The sequence below is a fragment of the Agrobacterium sp. 22-214-1 genome, assembly GCF_053522465.1.
In genome coordinates, this window is sequence record NZ_JBNWCK010000003.1 from 632,560 (window position 1) to 646,699 (window position 14,140).

Consider the following 14,140-nt stretch of genomic DNA (forward strand, 5'->3'; position numbering starts at 1 on the left):
GTTGACCAGGGGCATGACAGACCATGCCCCCGGGTTGACGGGTGAGAACGTCAAATTGCTGAGGGGCGATACCGGTTCCGCTCCTGTTCAACGTCTTCCGGCGCATAGGGCCTCGACGCCTCGTCGAAGCCCGTCCAGCCCTGTTCGCGATAGGCCGCGCGGCGTTCCGCGGGGTCGACCCAGCCCTGCCGCTTGAGCACGGCCTCCGCCTCCGGCACCAGGTTATCTTCCACTCGGGCGGTCACCAGCGTACCGCCCCTGCGCACCCCTTCGGCGTAAAGATTGGCATCCTCTTCGGAAACGCCCGAGCGGGTCATGGCTCCGATAAGCCCGCCGGCAGCGCCACCGGCGACAGCACCGCCCGCTGCCCCGACTGCCGTTGCGGCAAGCCAGCCCGCTGCAACCACCGGCCCCACGCCCGGGATCGCCATCAATCCAAGCCCCGTCAGCAGACCGCCGGCGCCACCCACAAGCGCGCCGATGCCGGCGCCTGTGCCGGCACCCTCCGCTGCGTTGGAATCTGAATCCTCTCCATGCCGCCTGTCGGCATTGCTGCCGACGATGCTGATATCGCTTGACGGCACGCCCGCTCTTTCCAGTTCCGAGACGGCGGCGCTTGCATCATCATAGTCGTCGAAAAGTCCGGTTACGGTTCTCATGTCACTTCTCCCAAAATCCTGCGCGCCTCACTTGGCGACGACGTTGCCCTGATAATCGAGCGCTATGGCCACGGTCTTGCCGCCCTTCATGCCCGATGCCATCCACACACCCTTGTCGTCTTTCGTCAGGTTCTTGACCTGCGTGTACCCGGCCTCTTCCATCCTCTGTTTGGCCTGCGCTTCAGTGAAGCTGTTGGCGCCCTCCACCGGAGCCGTCGTATTATTGGCGCCCGGTGTCGCGACAGCCGGCGTATCGCCACCCGGATTGGCGGTTGGGGTCTGCTGGGCGAAAGCCGACAGCGCACCGCCGCCTAAGAGCAACACAACGAAAACAGTTTTCTTCATGTGGATTTTTCCTCCGCTAGGATCATGGATTGCGAGCCTCCCTTTCGGGAATTTTCCTCCGAGAGACGGGAAACCCATCTCAGGCCGGCATGAACGCCTCTCGAACAAACCGACATGCAGAGAGTTCCGAAAATAATTATCGGCAGGGGAGAATGCCGCCTCATATGATGACCGCCTTACCCGAGACGCCGGTCGGGGTATGGGGCTGAGGGGTAGCAGCCGTTTTATACGACGTCCTTGGCGGACAAGCCGGCAGTGCCGCCCTTATAACGTCAGTCCTTGTCGCCCGGATATTGACTGTTCTTAAGGAGCAGAGCCAGGTGCACCGTGTTGCGCACAAGCATGCTGACCATGGTTTTAACGGCGTCCGGCGTTTCATCGAGATCGACGAAATTCTTCGAACCCATTGCCTCCCCTACCCAGTAGGCAACCGCATTTGCAGGAATAGTGAAGCCGACATCATTCAGGGCCTGGAAAAGTTCCGCCGAAACATGGTGGGCGCCGTCCTCATTCCCCACGACCGCCGCCGCGGCGACCTTGCCATAGGACACCATACGGCCCTGTTCGTCGGTTTCGTCCAGAAATGCATCCATGCGCTCCAGCGCTCTTTTGCACACGCTCGAAGGCTGTCCGAGCCATATCGGCGTTCCAAACAGAAGAATGTCGGCTGCGACGATCTTTTGACGGATGGCCGGCCAGGCGTCCCCCTCGCCTTCATCGGACGTAACGCCGGCCTCGATGTCATGATCGGCAAGCCTGATTATCTCGGTTTGCACATCATGATCGCCGAGTTCCCGAAGGATCAATGTCAGCAGTTTTTCGGTCGACGACGGCTCTGCCGACGTGGAAGACTTGAGTGTCGCATTCAATGCGAGGACCTTGAGAGACATGATAGCTCCTTCTGTCAGCGGGCTTTGCCGCATGTTGGTGTAGGTGACTATGTCCCGGCGACAGGAGACGGCCACCGCCGCCGCCAGCTGGCAAACCGTCTGACCTAACGCCGGGACAGCAGTCGCGCCATGGCGTGATGCGGAGGCGGCTTCTCGCCTTCAGGTCCGTTTTCCTTTTCCAGCCGGGCACGAATCTCCTCGATTTCTTCTTCCGTGAGATGCTCGATCCCGATAAAATCCGCGCGTGCCTGCTCAACAGCCCTCAAAAGCTCGTCCAGCTTTGCTTCCATCGCTGCGGAATCCCGGTTCTGCGAATTCTGCACGAGGAAAATCATGAGGAAGGTGACAATGGTCGTGCCCGTGTTGATGACCAGTTGCCAGACCTCCGAAAAGCCAAACAGCGGCCCGCTTGTTCCCCAGACGATGATCGCGCCAAGCGCGACGACAAACGCAGTGGGCGAGCCTGAAAAGGACGCGGTACGGCTGGCAAAAAGGGTGAAGAACTTGTTCATAGCGTGCTGCACCTTACCGCTTACACCGATTCCGACGCAAAAACACACATGTCATATTGTCTAAGAGCGTCGGCTCGACAACGTGCGCTGCGTTTAGGTTGGCACTAACAAAGGAAAAAGCAGATGGTTCCGAGGTTAGAGGCCAGACGGAAGTGAGCAGCCTCCAACTTTGCTTATGCATTAGGACAAAGCGGGACTAAGTTCGCTTAACGCTTGTCGCGCCCTTGTTGGCGAGTATCTTGCGCGCCAGTTCAGAGGAGCATTGAGTTGAACGTATTGTCGAGGTCGTCCGCCAAACGGAATTGGCCTATCCCGAGTTCGATGACGTATTGAGTGGCGCTATCCCCGACGATATCGCCTTGCGGACCGTAAGAAGCATCGTCACGGATGAAATACCGCCTTCCGATGCAGATCGGTTTCTGACCAAGACCATTCGTCTTAAGCAGGAGGACATTGATTGGCTTTTCAATAGTCCGCTCGAACCATCAAGGACCGCTAGGGTATTGTCGACGGCTCTGGCAAGCCTAGGCGATCGATCGGTAATCGAAGCGGCGAATAATCCTTCCGTCGGTCCAAAAATGCTGCAAATCTTGGTCAGGGACATCACGAGTTCGGCTCCGCAAATCGCGAGGATACTTGTGCTCCGCAAAATGCTAACATTAAGATCAGGATGATATGACATCTACTGTCAGCGGAGCCACCGAGACCGCATCCACGCCATTCGCTTTCAGGAAACCGGCAACCAGACCTTCGGCTTTGAAGCTTTCCACAAACGCGGTCAGATAGTTCTCCGCCACCGGGCCATGAGTCCGTGCCACTCCCATCGCCTGCTCGATCACCATAAAGCGGCCGGGCAGAAGCCGTAGTCCACCGAACCGGTCCGCGTCCTGCTGGAGTTGCTGACGAACGCCCGCAGCGACGTCGGCTGACATTTCCAGGAAATGCTGGACGACGGTGGGGGACGTCGCGGCGCGCTCGATCGTGGCGTGTCGAAGTTCTCGTGTAAGATAGAGGTCGTAGGCGCTGCCCTTGCCCACAACCACCCTACGGCCGGCAACATCAATGTCTTTCATTTCGGAGATCGGCGAGCCGTCTCGGACAAGATAACAGCCCTCGATCAGCACATAGGGGGCAGTAAACGCAATCAGTTGCGCGCGCGTGGGATCGCGAGCGAAAAAGCCGATATCGGCACGGCCTTCCTCAACGGCGGTGACTGCCTTACCCGCTGACTCCAGAACGACAAGTTCGAGTGGTACGTCCAGACGTTCGGCCAGCGTCCGGGCGAGATCGACGGAAACGCCTGCGACGCCTCCCGGCACGTCTTTCCGGCTTGCGAGGATCGGATTCCCGACGTTTATCGTCGTCCGCAACGTACCCGAGGGAGCGATTGCGCGTCGCACTTTGGCGATGTCGATGTCTGTCATTTCGCTTCTCCGATCACGCGTCCCGCCCGGATGCCTTCCGACCCGGCCTGTTCAGCAATTGCTTGAGGATGAGCGGCAGCACGCCGCCTGCCCGAAGAATGCCGACCTCCGCACTGGTTTCGATTGCCGCCACGGCATCCAGGGTCGTCGAAGTGCCATCCACCTTGCGTATTGTCACGGTCACATCGCAACGTGGTGTCATGGTCTGTGGATCGGCGTCAATCACGACGACATCATCGGCCGAGATGTCGAGGTCAGCGGGCTTGACGCCTTGCGGTAACCGTAGGGGCAGCACGCCCATGCCGATCAGGTTCCAGCGGTGAATGCGCTCAAAGCTGGTTGCAAGCACAGCGCGAACACCGAGAAGCGCCACACCCTTGGCTGCCCAGTCACGAGAAGAACCCATCCCATAACGCTCGCCTGCCACCACGACCACGGACCTGCCCTCGGCTTGGTATCGTTGCGCCGCGTCCCAGAGTGACAGGACATCGCCCGATCCGGCGTGAATGGTGGAACCGGGGGGAATATCGTGGCCGAGAAGATTGCGCACCGTTTTGTTGGTGAACAGGCCGCGGATCATCACTTCCCAGTTGCCGCGCCGCGACGAGAAGACATTGAGGTCGAAGGGATTTTCCCCGCGTTCGATCAGATGGCGCCCGGCATCGCCCTTTGCGGGGATCGCCCCGGCCGGTGAAATATGGTCGGTCGTGATGTCATCGCCAACAACGAGGATCGGATGCGCCTCATAGGTTCCGAGCTTGGTGCCCTTGCCGAAACTCGCAAATGGCGGACGGCGGATGTAAGTGGATGTCTCGTCCCAGGGAAACAGCGTCGTCGTTGGAGCCGGAAGCTCCTTCCACGCCTTGCTCGCTTCGGCGGCATCGTAGGCGGGCGCGAAGTCCTCGATCTTGGATGCGGCAGCCAGGGCTTCGTCGATCTCCACGGCGCTCGGCCACAGCATGGAGAGCGTCACCGGCGTGCCGTCCTGCGAAACCCCGATCGGATCCTTCATGATATCGAGTTCGACGGTCCCGGCGAGCGCGAAGGCCACGACCATTGGTGGCGAGGCGAGGAACCCGGCCTCAAGCTGGGGATGGACGCGCCCGGGAAAGTTGCGGTTCCCCGAAAGCACGGCGACCGGAAGGATGCCACGCTTGGCCATCGCATCCGCGACCGGCTCGGTCAGCGGGCCGGAATTGCCGATACATGTCGTGCAGCCGTAACCCACGATACCGAAGCCGACGGATTCGAGATCGGACAAAAGCCCTGCCCGCACGAGATAACGCTCCGCCGTCGGCGAACCGGGAGCGGTGGATGTCTTAACCCAATGCGGAGGGCGAAGCCCATAGGCCTTCGCCTTGCGGGCTAGAAGTCCGGCAGCGATCAACAGGCGCGGATCGGACGTGTTGGTACAGCTTGTGATGGCCGCGATCGCGACCGAACCGTCGTTCGGTTCACCCTCGACGGAAGGAGCGCCGCCGTTCTTTTTCATTCCCGCGATTGCGCTACGGGTTTCGCTGACTGCAATCCGGTCCTGCGGGCGACGGGGGCCTGCGAGGCTGGGTTCGACGCTGGACAGGTCAAGATCGAGGGTGGACGTGTAGCGCGGATTGGCGTTCGGATCGAACCAGATGCCGACCCTTTTCGCATAGGCCTCGACGAAAGCGGCGTGTACCGACCTGCGCCCGGTGGCGAGAAGGTAGTCGACCGACTGGCGGTCGATCGGGAAATAGCCGCTATTCGCCCCGAACTCGGGCGTCATGTTGGCGACGACCGCACGGTCGCCCGCCGTGAGGTTCGACACGCCCGGGCCATAGAACTCGACGAACTTGTCCTGCAAGTCGATCTGGCGGAGCAGATGGGTAACGACAAGCGCCAGATCGGTTGCAAGAACGCCCTCCCTCAGCGCGCCCGTCAGCCGGACGCCGACAACATCGGGAACGCGAAGGGCGACAGGCATGCCGAAGAAAACGCTTTCCGCCTCCAGCCCGCCGACACCCCAGGCCAGCACGCCAATGCCATTGATCATCGGCGTATGACTGTCCGTCCCGATCAGCGTGTCCGGCATGGCCCACAGCCTGCCGTCGCGCTGCACCGACGTCGCGACCGTCGCAAGCCGTTCGAGATTGAGCGTATGCATGATCCCGGTTCCCGGCGGATGCGCCCGGAAGTCGGCAAGGCTGTTGGTCGCCCATTTCATGAAACTATAGCGCTCGGCATTACGTTCATACTCCCGCTCCATGTTGCGCGCGAGCGCCGCCGAAGTCCCGAAAGCATCGACGGCGACCGAGTGATCGGTGGAGACATCGACGGGAACGACGGGGTTGAGCAGGGCCGGATCGCCGCCTGCCTCGGCGAGCGCCGAGCGCATTCCGGCGATATCCACGAGCGCGGGCCCGCATGTCGTGTCGTGCATCAGCACCCGGTTCGGCAGGAAGGGGATTTCGACATCGCTCTGGCCCGTTTCGAGCCAGGCGAGCATAGCGTCCTTGGCACGAAAGGCGTCATCACCTGCCGTACGGAGGACGTTCTCCAGCAGGATGCGATGGATATAAGGCATGCGCACCAGACAATCACCGGCCTCGGCCGGAAGATCGATGATGTCGTGGCTGACGCCGTTGATGTCGAATGTGGTGCGCATGCTGTTTTTCCATTCAGGCTTTGCGGGAGGACGTACGGCCGGCGTGGAACTGTCCGGTCGGACTGTCATCGGCGTCGGGAGCCGGGAAGCGCATGAACCATGTCATGAAGAACGAGATCACGAGAAGCACCGCCAGGAACAAAAGGCCGCCGAGCGGGCTGCCTGTCGCCGTTTTAGCCCAACCCATCGCGTAGGGTCCGACGAATCCGCCGAGGTTGCCGATCGAGTTGATCGCCGCAATCGATACCGCCGCCGTCGAACGTGACAGGAAAAGACCCGGCAACGACCAGAACGGCGATTTGAACGCATAGATGCCTGCGAGCGCCACCGAGATCAGGCCGATCGCGACATAGGGATCGTGTGTCAGGCCTGTAGCGGCCAACGCGAATCCTCCGATCAGGAGCGGTACGGCACTGTGCTTTTGCCGCTCGCCCGTGCGGTCGGAACTCCTGGACCACAGGACCATGGCGACCGTGGCGATCGCATAGGGAATCATGGCGACGAGGCCGATCTGGGTGTGCGTTAGCGACTTACCGAAGCTCTGGATGATCTGGGGCATCCAGAGACCGATCCCAAGGTTGCCGACCTGATAGATGAAATAGATCGCTGACAGGAAAAGCACTTTCGGGTTGGAGATCGCAGCCCACAGCCCAAGATGCTGGACGTTCTTGCGTTTGTTATGGTCTTGGGCAAGCTCGCCGACCAGCCAGTTGCGCTCGTCCTCGGTCAGCCACTTCGCCTTCTCCGGGCGATCTGTCATGTAAAAGTAGTTGAAGACGCCGGCCAGGATCGCGGGCAACCCTTCGAGCACCAGCATCCAGCGCCAGCCTGCATGTCCGAACCAGTTCACGTTGTCCATGATCCAGGTGCTGAGCGGGGCGCCGAACAGATAGGAAGCCGGGATAGCGGCGGTGAAGAACGCCACCGTCGTCGCCTGTTCCTTGGCGCGGAACCAGTAGGTGAGATAGATGATGATACCGGGGAAGAAGCCTGCTTCCGCGACGCCGAGGAGGAAGCGGAGTGTATAGAGCTGCCAGGCTTCCTGAACGAAGCCCGTCAGGACCGCAACCGCACCCCAGGTAAGCAGAATACGCGAAATCCAGATGCGCGAACCGTATTTCTGGAGGGCGACGTTGCTCGGAACCTCGAACAGGAAGTAGCCGATGAAGAAGATCCCCCCCGCAAAGCCGAAAGCTTCGGCGGAAAGGGCAAGATCCTTGTTCATCTCGAGGGCCGCATATCCGAGATTGGCGCGATCCAGATAGGAAATGACATAGAGGATGAAACAGTAGGGCACGATTCTCCAGAAGACTTTACGCGTGGTCGTCTTCTCAAGCGTGCTCGTATCGGTGAGCGTCATGGCTCCCTCCCAAAGGTGTTTATGTCGCTTGCCTCCCAAGGCACGACCATTGTTTACATATTATAATTATAAAATGCAATTGCGATTTTTGAAGGATCGGTTTATCAGGTGCTGGGCCATACGGAGGAGACCTGAGAAATGGAAAATCGCGGCGACCTGGTCGTTTATGTCGGCGCGCGAACAACGCGGCAACGCAACGCGCGCGGCAACGGCCTCAACGTGTACCGTCTTCGCAACGGCATGCATTGGGAACACCTTCAGCTCCTCGAGATGGAAAACCCGTCCTTCCTGGCATTCGATCGAACCGGCCAGTTCCTGCACACCGTCCACGGCGACTCGGATCGGGTGACGTCATTCTCGATCGAACGGTCGACGGGCAAGCTGACGCCACTGGGAACGCAATCGACACGGGGACGCAATCCGGTCGATCTCTCCTTCGATCCGACGAACCGATACCTCGTCATCGCAAATCACGTTACGTCATCGATCGCCCTTCTTCCGCGCCTCGAGAACGGATCTCTGGGGGAGGTCTGTGACCTTGCCGCAGTTACCGGGGAAATCGGCCCGCATCGCGTCGAGCAGCCCATGCCCAAGCCTCACCAGGTGGAATTCGATCCGAGTGGCCGGTGGATCGCGGTCCCGGACAAGGGTACCGACACCGTCCTCATCTACGAGATCGACACGGCGCGCGGAACCTTGCGGAAAGCGAGCGCCTGCGCCACGCGGGAAACCTCGGGTCCCAGACACATCGCGTTCCACTCCAACCGCCGCCTCGCCTATGTTGTCAACGAGCTCGACTCAACTGTCACCGCGTACCGCTTCGATCCCGACAACGGACGCCTCTCACCCTTCCAGATACTCTCGACCCTTCCCGACACCTTCACCGGAAACAGCCGCGCTGCCGAAATCGCGGTCTCGGGCGACGGACGGTTCGTCTATGCCAGCAATCGCGGCAGCGACACCATCGTGGTCTTCGAGCTGGACCGTTCCGGCCACATGCGTCTCGCCGGACATTGGGCGACCGGCGGAAAGACAACGAGATTTTTCACAATCCTTCCAAACGGCGTCCTTCTTGCGGCAAACGAGGATTCGGACACCGTGACCGCGTTCGACATAGACGCAATGACCGGTCGCCTGTCTGCGAGGGATGAGGTGCTCTCGGTCGGGAGCCCTGTCTGCATCGTCTTCAAGGCGCTGGACTGATGGACGTCAGACCTTCGGGGTCTTGATGCGGCTCGCGCCCATGATGTGGGTGAATAGAAACGCCGCAGCCTCGTTTCGTCGCCCGTCCTCGACGAGATCGAGGATATGGAGATGTTCCGCCGTCTGCTTCGGCAGGCGGCTGCGGTCGATGGTGATGTGATATTCGATGAGGCGGCGAAGCCTGTTGATCCGCTTGATGGAGTCGAGGAAGAACTCGTTGCGGGAGCATGCGACGAGCATCTCATGGAATTCGTTGTTGGCCTTGAAGATATCGGCACGCGACCAGGTCTCGAAGCCACCGTCGCGCAAGGCGGTTTGGACCTCGCGGGCGCGCTTCAAGCCCTCGACGTCAGGCTCGAACGTCGGCAACAGCATCGCCTGCTGCTCGATCACGGCCCGGAATGCATATCCATCCTCGTAACTCTGTCTGGACGTCAGAGCCTGGCGGAACGCCCACCCATTCCCCGGCAGTCGCTCGATCCAGCCTTCGTCAGCGATGCGGTGCAGAACTTTCAGGAGACGGGTTCTGGGAACGTCGTAGAAGCGCATCAACTCGTTTTCGCTGACGCGCTCCTCAAGCTTGCCCGACAGACGGTCTTCGGCCATACGGAAGTAGATCGCCTCGTCGCCCGCCGCGTCCATATCGTCGTTGGCGGTTTCAAGCGCGATATTTTCAGCGTCGACGGCAAGGAAGTAGCCCCTGTTTGGCTCGGCCCGTACGATGCCATCTCCTTCGAGTTTCTGGAGAGCGCTCAGGATCGGCGCACGCGAAACCCGGAACGTATCAGCCAGCAGCTGCAATGGCAGGTGCTGGCCCTGTTGCATGCGGTTCGTCTGTACATACTCGACGATGTTGCTGCTGATCTGTGGTACCAGGCTTTTCCTAGCCATCCGCCGCCCTGTCCTGTTCATCGCATGGTCGCGATGTCCTCTTACGGAACATCGCGCCATGTTACCATAGCGCGATGGGTCGCCGGCCACCAATCAATCCTCGTCCTGCTGGAAACGTGACAGTCCGCGGAAGATGAACGGTGCGACAAGAGCAACGACCGCGATCCCGATCATGATGGCCGAACTCGGATGTTGCAAGAAGACAATCGGATCGCCGAGGCTCATCTGAAGCGAGCGACGTAATGCACTGTCGGCAAGAGGACCAAGGATAAGGCCAACGACGGCAGGGGCGATCGGATAGTCGAAACGCCGCATGAGGAATCCGACGACACCGAATCCGGTCAGCAAGAGCAGTTCGACGACGGATGGATTCGCCGCAATCGTTCCCATTGACGCGAAGACCAGAATTCCGGCGTAAAGCCATGGAAGCGGGATTTTCAGCAGCCTGACCCAAAGGCCAACCAGCGGCAAATTAAGCACCAGCAGCATCACGTTGGCGATGAACAGGCTCGCAACGAGGCCCCACACGAGATCGGCGTGCTGAGCAAAAAGGAGCGGTCCCGGTTGAATGTTATATTGCTGGAATCCCGCAAGCATCACGGCTGCCGTCGCGGACGTAGGCAGGCCAAGCGTGAGCAACGGCACGAGCGTTCCTGCCGCGGAGGCATTGTTCGCCGCTTCGGGGCCTGCAACGCCCTCAATCGCGCCTTCGCCGAATTCCTCGGGTTTGCGGGACAGCTTCCTTTCGATGTTGTAGCTGAGGAATGTCGGGATTTCTGCGCCGCCTGCCGGCAGCGCGCCGATCGGGAAACCGATGAAGGTTCCGCGCAACCAGGGCTTCCACGACCGGCTCCAGTCCTCCTTCGTCATCCAGACCGATCCCTTCACCGGGATCGGTTTTTCCGGCTTGTAGAGATGCCGGGAAGCCACGATCAGGGCTTCTCCTATGGCGAACAGACCGACCGCGAGCGTCGTCACCTCAACCCCGTCGAGAAGTTCAGGGACGCCGAAGGTCAGGCGTGCCTGGCCCGTAAGCTGGTCGATGCCCATAAGACCGAGCCAGAGGCCAAACGCCAAACTCGTCAGACCACGTAGCGGCGACGATCCGAACGTCGCCGAAACAGTGACGAACGCAATCAGCATGAGGCCGAAATAGTCCCACGGCCCAAACTTGACCGCGACTTTAACGAGGACCGGCGCGAGAAATGCGAGGCCAACCGTTGCGATCAGGGCCGCGACGAAGGATCCGATTGCGGCCGTGGCGAGCGCCGGACCGCCCCTTCCCCTGCGCGCCATCTGATTGCCTTCGAGCGCGGTCACCACTGACGCGCTTTCCCCGGGCGTATTCAGAAGGATCGCGGTCGTCGAACCACCGTACATCCCGCCATAATAGATGCCCGCGAACATAATGATGGAGCCGCCGGGATCGAGTTTGAAAGTGACGGGAAGCAGAAGCGCGACCGTCAGCGCCGGGCCGATACCGGGAAGCACGCCGACCGCCGTGCCTATGATGACCCCGATTGCCGCGTAGATGAGGTTCGCGGGATCGATGGCAATGGCGAAGCCCTGGAAAAGATAGATGAGGGTGTCCATGGCGACCTCAGAACAGCCGCTCAAGCGGGCCCGTGGGCAACGCGAGCGTCAGAAGCTTGTTGAAAAGAAGGAAGATGACGATGCCGAGGATCCCCCCAAGACAAATATCGGTGACGAATGCCTTGCGGCCGAAGGCGCGCGCCGTGAAGGCGAAAAGCAGCGTCGATCCCAGAATGAACCCGCCCCCTGCCCAGATGGACGTGATCAGTCCCGACAGGGCGAGACCGATCCAACCGACGGCCTTCCAGTCGACTTCCTCGTTCCCGACATCATTCGGCTTGAACGCGCTGATCAAATGGCCGGCCGCCAGAATTGCGAACAGAATCGCAACGAAATATGAAGCCGCGGTGGCGCTCATTCCGTATGTGGCCCTTACGACCATTCGGCTTGCGTCCCAGTAGGTCACGGCGGCGATGGCGAAAAGCACGATGGCAATGACCGCCGCGGGGCGGTTATGGATAAAAGCTGGTTTGCTGGTCATTGTTTCCTCGTCGCCGGGATGCCGCAGACGGGCATCCCGGTCTTGGGAGAAATCAGTCGGCGAGGCCGATGGACTTCAGAATGCCGTGCACGCGCTCGGTCTCCGAGCCGATGAACGTCTTGAATTCGCCGGATGGCGCGTAGTAGTCGGTCCAGCCGCGCGTCTTGAGAACGGCCTGCCACTGTTCGGATTTTACCGTCTTGTCTACGGCAGCCTCGATAGCCTCAAGGTCAGCGCCCTCGACGCCGGGACCGGCGAAAACTCCGCGCCAGTTGACGAGTTCGATATCAAGGCCCTGTACCTTCAGCGGCTTGGCCTCGATTCCTTCGATAGGCTCAGGATAGGAGATAGCCAGAGCGCGGAGATCGCCGGATTTGATCTGGCCTTCCCATTCACCGTAACCGGAAACGCCTGCCGTCGCCTGCCCGCCAAGCATGGCCGCCAGAGATTCACCGCCACCGGAATAGGCAACGTAGTTGATCTTCGCGGGATCTTCGCCAGCGGCTTTCGTGACCAGCGCAGCGAGGATGTGGTCCGCGCCCCCGGCGGACCCGCCGACCCAGATGGTCTTGGCAACGTCGGTCTTGATGGCCTTGAGCAGGTCATTCGTGGTTTGGATCGGGGAGTCCTTGGGAACGACGATGACGAGCGGATCGCCTGTCAGGCGGGCGACCGGCGTGATCTGCGTAAGATCCACGGGCGACTTGTTCGATATGCTGGCGCCGACAAGGGTAATGCCCGCAACGAGGAGCTGCTTGGGACTGCCCTTTGCCGACCCCACGAACTGCGCCAGCCCGACCGTGCCGCCGGCACCCGGAACGTTGACGACCTGCACGCTCTTTGCGGCACCCGTGGCCATCATGACTTCCTGGAGTGAGCGGGATGCCGAGTCCCACCCGCCACCGGCGCCGGCCGGAGCGGTGATGGTGAACTCGAGGCCCTGCGCCATTGTGACACTCGCCCCCGACATCGCGGCAGTGGCGGCGACCGTTGCAGCCACGAGAAATTTTCTGAGATGAAGCATTGCGACGATCCTCCTTATCGCGTGAACCCACCTCCATGGGTATGACGTGGAGAAACTGCATTATATAATCATAAAAGTAAATAGCTATTACGTGCTTCTTTGTGAAGCGATTGATCGCAGCCGACTATCTGCTGTCGACTCTCAAATGGCATAACGCACGGCCCTCATCGGATACCTACGCAACAAGCTCGGCCTTGTTACGGTGACCCAACAACACCCGCTATGCGCTCCAACCTGCGCCGGTGTTCGGACGGTCTGGAGTTCACCTGCTGGAATGGAGAGGTCATTCGTCTCGCCTTCATCATCGAAGCCTTCGACCGCGAGATGATCGCTTGGACGGCGGTCGCCAATGCGGGTATTTCCGGCTCAGACGTGCGCGACATGATGCTGGAGGCCGTCGAAAAGCGGTTCGCAGCAACCCGAACCCCGCACGCTATCGAGCATCTCTCGGACAACGGTTCGGCTTATACAGCACGGGAGACCAGGCTATTTGCCCAGGCACTCAATTTAACGCCCTGCTTCACGCCGGTGGCCAGCCCGCAGTCGAACGGAATGTCAGAGGCTTTCGTTAAAACCCTGAAGCGGGATTACATCCGCATCTCGGCACTACCGGATGCCCAAACGGCCCTCCGGCTCATCGACGGATGGATCGAGGACTACAACGAAATCCATCCACATTCCGCGCTCAAGATGGCTTCCCCTCGGCAGTTCATCAGGGCTAAATCAATCTAGCCGACCTGTCCGGTGAAACGGGGAGCACTCAAGTCAGTCCCCCGCGCCGGTAAACGTTGACCTTCCCTCCGAGGATTTCGTGGCTCGCCATACCGGCCCCTGTTTGTTTCCGTCTTCGATATGGGAACAGGGAATCACGACCTCAAGGGAACAGTCAAATCGGCCTCGGGATTTGTGCAAGCGTTGTGCTAGGGGTAAAAACGACTTCGGCCTCCCGAGGGAGGCCGCTTAAAGTCTTGATAGTCATCGTAAACTTTGGTTGCGGGGGCTGGATTTGAACCAACGACCTTCAGGTTATGAGCCTGACGAGCTACCGGGCTGCTCCACCCCGCGTTGACTGGTTTTATTATAGCACAAAGGCCGCATTTGCGGCCTCTTGATTTGG

Annotated in this window: 12 protein-coding genes, 1 tRNA gene and 1 pseudogene; 2 read left to right on the forward strand and 12 right to left on the reverse strand. The window is 60.2% G+C overall.

The features are described 5' to 3' along the window. Positions 1-50: 50 nt before the first annotated feature. The 7 genes from ACQZ5G_RS16080 to ACQZ5G_RS16110 form a co-directional block, all read right to left on the reverse strand. Entirely contained in the window at positions 51-659 is a 609-nt protein-coding gene (locus ACQZ5G_RS16080; RefSeq protein ID WP_003520644.1) for a general stress protein, read from the reverse strand. A 27-nt stretch (positions 660-686) separates the two neighbouring features. Beyond that, a complete protein-coding gene (locus tag ACQZ5G_RS16085; protein WP_448736377.1) occupies positions 687-1,004 on the reverse strand; it encodes a PepSY domain-containing protein in 318 nt (105 codons plus the stop codon). A 272-nt stretch (positions 1,005-1,276) separates the two neighbouring features. Continuing rightward, positions 1,277-1,894, reverse strand: a complete 618-nt coding sequence (locus ACQZ5G_RS16090; protein ID WP_448736376.1) for a flavodoxin family protein — start codon at positions 1,892-1,894, stop codon at positions 1,277-1,279. A gap of 104 nt (positions 1,895-1,998) precedes the next feature. Then, a complete protein-coding gene (locus ACQZ5G_RS16095; protein WP_448736375.1) occupies positions 1,999-2,406 on the reverse strand; it encodes a low affinity iron permease family protein in 408 nt (135 codons plus the stop codon). A gap of 665 nt (positions 2,407-3,071) precedes the next feature. Further along, the gene (locus ACQZ5G_RS16100; protein ID WP_448736374.1) at positions 3,072-3,830 is read right to left on the reverse strand and encodes a transporter substrate-binding domain-containing protein; all 759 of its coding nucleotides are present in this window, start codon (positions 3,828-3,830) and stop codon (positions 3,072-3,074) included. 13 nt (positions 3,831-3,843) lie between these two features. Continuing rightward, positions 3,844-6,471, reverse strand: coding sequence for an aconitate hydratase AcnA (acnA, locus tag ACQZ5G_RS16105; protein ID WP_448736373.1), 2,628 nt, complete (start codon positions 6,469-6,471; stop codon positions 3,844-3,846). A 13-nt stretch (positions 6,472-6,484) separates the two neighbouring features. Then, positions 6,485-7,831 carry an MFS transporter gene (locus ACQZ5G_RS16110; RefSeq protein ID WP_174024264.1) on the reverse strand — a complete coding sequence of 449 codons (1,347 nt, stop codon included), beginning with the start codon at positions 7,829-7,831 and terminating at the stop codon, positions 6,485-6,487. A 138-nt stretch (positions 7,832-7,969) separates the two neighbouring features. Between ACQZ5G_RS16110 and ACQZ5G_RS16115 the strand changes: the two genes are divergently transcribed. Beyond that, entirely contained in the window at positions 7,970-9,034 is a 1,065-nt protein-coding gene (locus tag ACQZ5G_RS16115; RefSeq protein WP_448736372.1) for a lactonase family protein, read from the forward strand. Between the two features lie 6 nt (positions 9,035-9,040). On the opposite strand, the gene ACQZ5G_RS16120 is transcribed toward ACQZ5G_RS16115, so the two are convergent. The 4 genes from ACQZ5G_RS16120 to ACQZ5G_RS16135 form a co-directional block, all read right to left on the reverse strand. Further along, positions 9,041-9,925 (reverse strand): GntR family transcriptional regulator, encoded by an 885-nt coding sequence (locus tag ACQZ5G_RS16120; protein ID WP_003520635.1) that lies wholly within the window; start codon positions 9,923-9,925, stop codon positions 9,041-9,043. Positions 9,926-10,018: 93 nt separating this feature from the next. Continuing rightward, positions 10,019-11,518: a tripartite tricarboxylate transporter permease gene (locus ACQZ5G_RS16125; RefSeq protein WP_448736371.1), complete on the reverse strand. Its 1,500-nt coding sequence runs from the start codon at positions 11,516-11,518 to the stop codon at positions 10,019-10,021. A gap of 7 nt (positions 11,519-11,525) precedes the next feature. Next, on the reverse strand, positions 11,526-11,999 hold the full coding sequence (locus tag ACQZ5G_RS16130; RefSeq protein ID WP_448736370.1) for a tripartite tricarboxylate transporter TctB family protein: 474 nt from the start codon (positions 11,997-11,999) through the stop codon (positions 11,526-11,528). A gap of 52 nt (positions 12,000-12,051) precedes the next feature. Then, a complete protein-coding gene (locus ACQZ5G_RS16135; protein WP_448736369.1) occupies positions 12,052-13,023 on the reverse strand; it encodes a Bug family tripartite tricarboxylate transporter substrate binding protein in 972 nt (323 codons plus the stop codon). Positions 13,024-13,245: 222 nt separating this feature from the next. Between ACQZ5G_RS16135 and ACQZ5G_RS16140 the strand changes: the two are divergent. Continuing rightward, a pseudogene (locus ACQZ5G_RS16140) lies at positions 13,246-13,755 on the forward strand (DDE-type integrase/transposase/recombinase); the annotation flags it as partial. A gap of 256 nt (positions 13,756-14,011) precedes the next feature. Here ACQZ5G_RS16140 and ACQZ5G_RS16145 read toward each other — a convergent pair. Beyond that, positions 14,012-14,088, reverse strand: a tRNA-Met gene (locus ACQZ5G_RS16145). Between the last annotated feature and the right edge of the window lie 52 nt (positions 14,089-14,140).

What these genes read in the sequence shown, in the direction of transcription:
- ACQZ5G_RS16130 (WP_448736370.1), bottom strand. Translation starts at nt 11,999, where the DNA reads ATGACCAGCAAACCAGCTTTTATCCATAACCGCCCCGCGGCGGTCATT.
- ACQZ5G_RS16090 (WP_448736376.1), bottom strand. Translation starts at nt 1,894, where the DNA reads ATGTCTCTCAAGGTCCTCGCATTGAATGCGACACTCAAGTCTTCCACG.
- ACQZ5G_RS16100 (WP_448736374.1), bottom strand. Translation starts at nt 3,830, where the DNA reads ATGACAGACATCGACATCGCCAAAGTGCGACGCGCAATCGCTCCCTCG.
- ACQZ5G_RS16120 (WP_003520635.1), bottom strand. Translation starts at nt 9,925, where the DNA reads ATGGCTAGGAAAAGCCTGGTACCACAGATCAGCAGCAACATCGTCGAG.
- ACQZ5G_RS16085 (WP_448736377.1), bottom strand. Translation starts at nt 1,004, where the DNA reads ATGAAGAAAACTGTTTTCGTTGTGTTGCTCTTAGGCGGCGGTGCGCTG.
- ACQZ5G_RS16135 (WP_448736369.1), bottom strand. Translation starts at nt 13,023, where the DNA reads ATGCTTCATCTCAGAAAATTTCTCGTGGCTGCAACGGTCGCCGCCACT.
- ACQZ5G_RS16080 (WP_003520644.1), bottom strand. Translation starts at nt 659, where the DNA reads ATGAGAACCGTAACCGGACTTTTCGACGACTATGATGATGCAAGCGCC.
- ACQZ5G_RS16125 (WP_448736371.1), bottom strand. Translation starts at nt 11,518, where the DNA reads ATGGACACCCTCATCTATCTTTTCCAGGGCTTCGCCATTGCCATCGAT.
- ACQZ5G_RS16095 (WP_448736375.1), bottom strand. Translation starts at nt 2,406, where the DNA reads ATGAACAAGTTCTTCACCCTTTTTGCCAGCCGTACCGCGTCCTTTTCA.
- ACQZ5G_RS16110 (WP_174024264.1), bottom strand. Translation starts at nt 7,831, where the DNA reads ATGACGCTCACCGATACGAGCACGCTTGAGAAGACGACCACGCGTAAA.
- ACQZ5G_RS16115 (WP_448736372.1), top strand. Translation starts at nt 7,970, where the DNA reads ATGGAAAATCGCGGCGACCTGGTCGTTTATGTCGGCGCGCGAACAACG.
- acnA (WP_448736373.1), bottom strand. Translation starts at nt 6,471, where the DNA reads ATGCGCACCACATTCGACATCAACGGCGTCAGCCACGACATCATCGAT.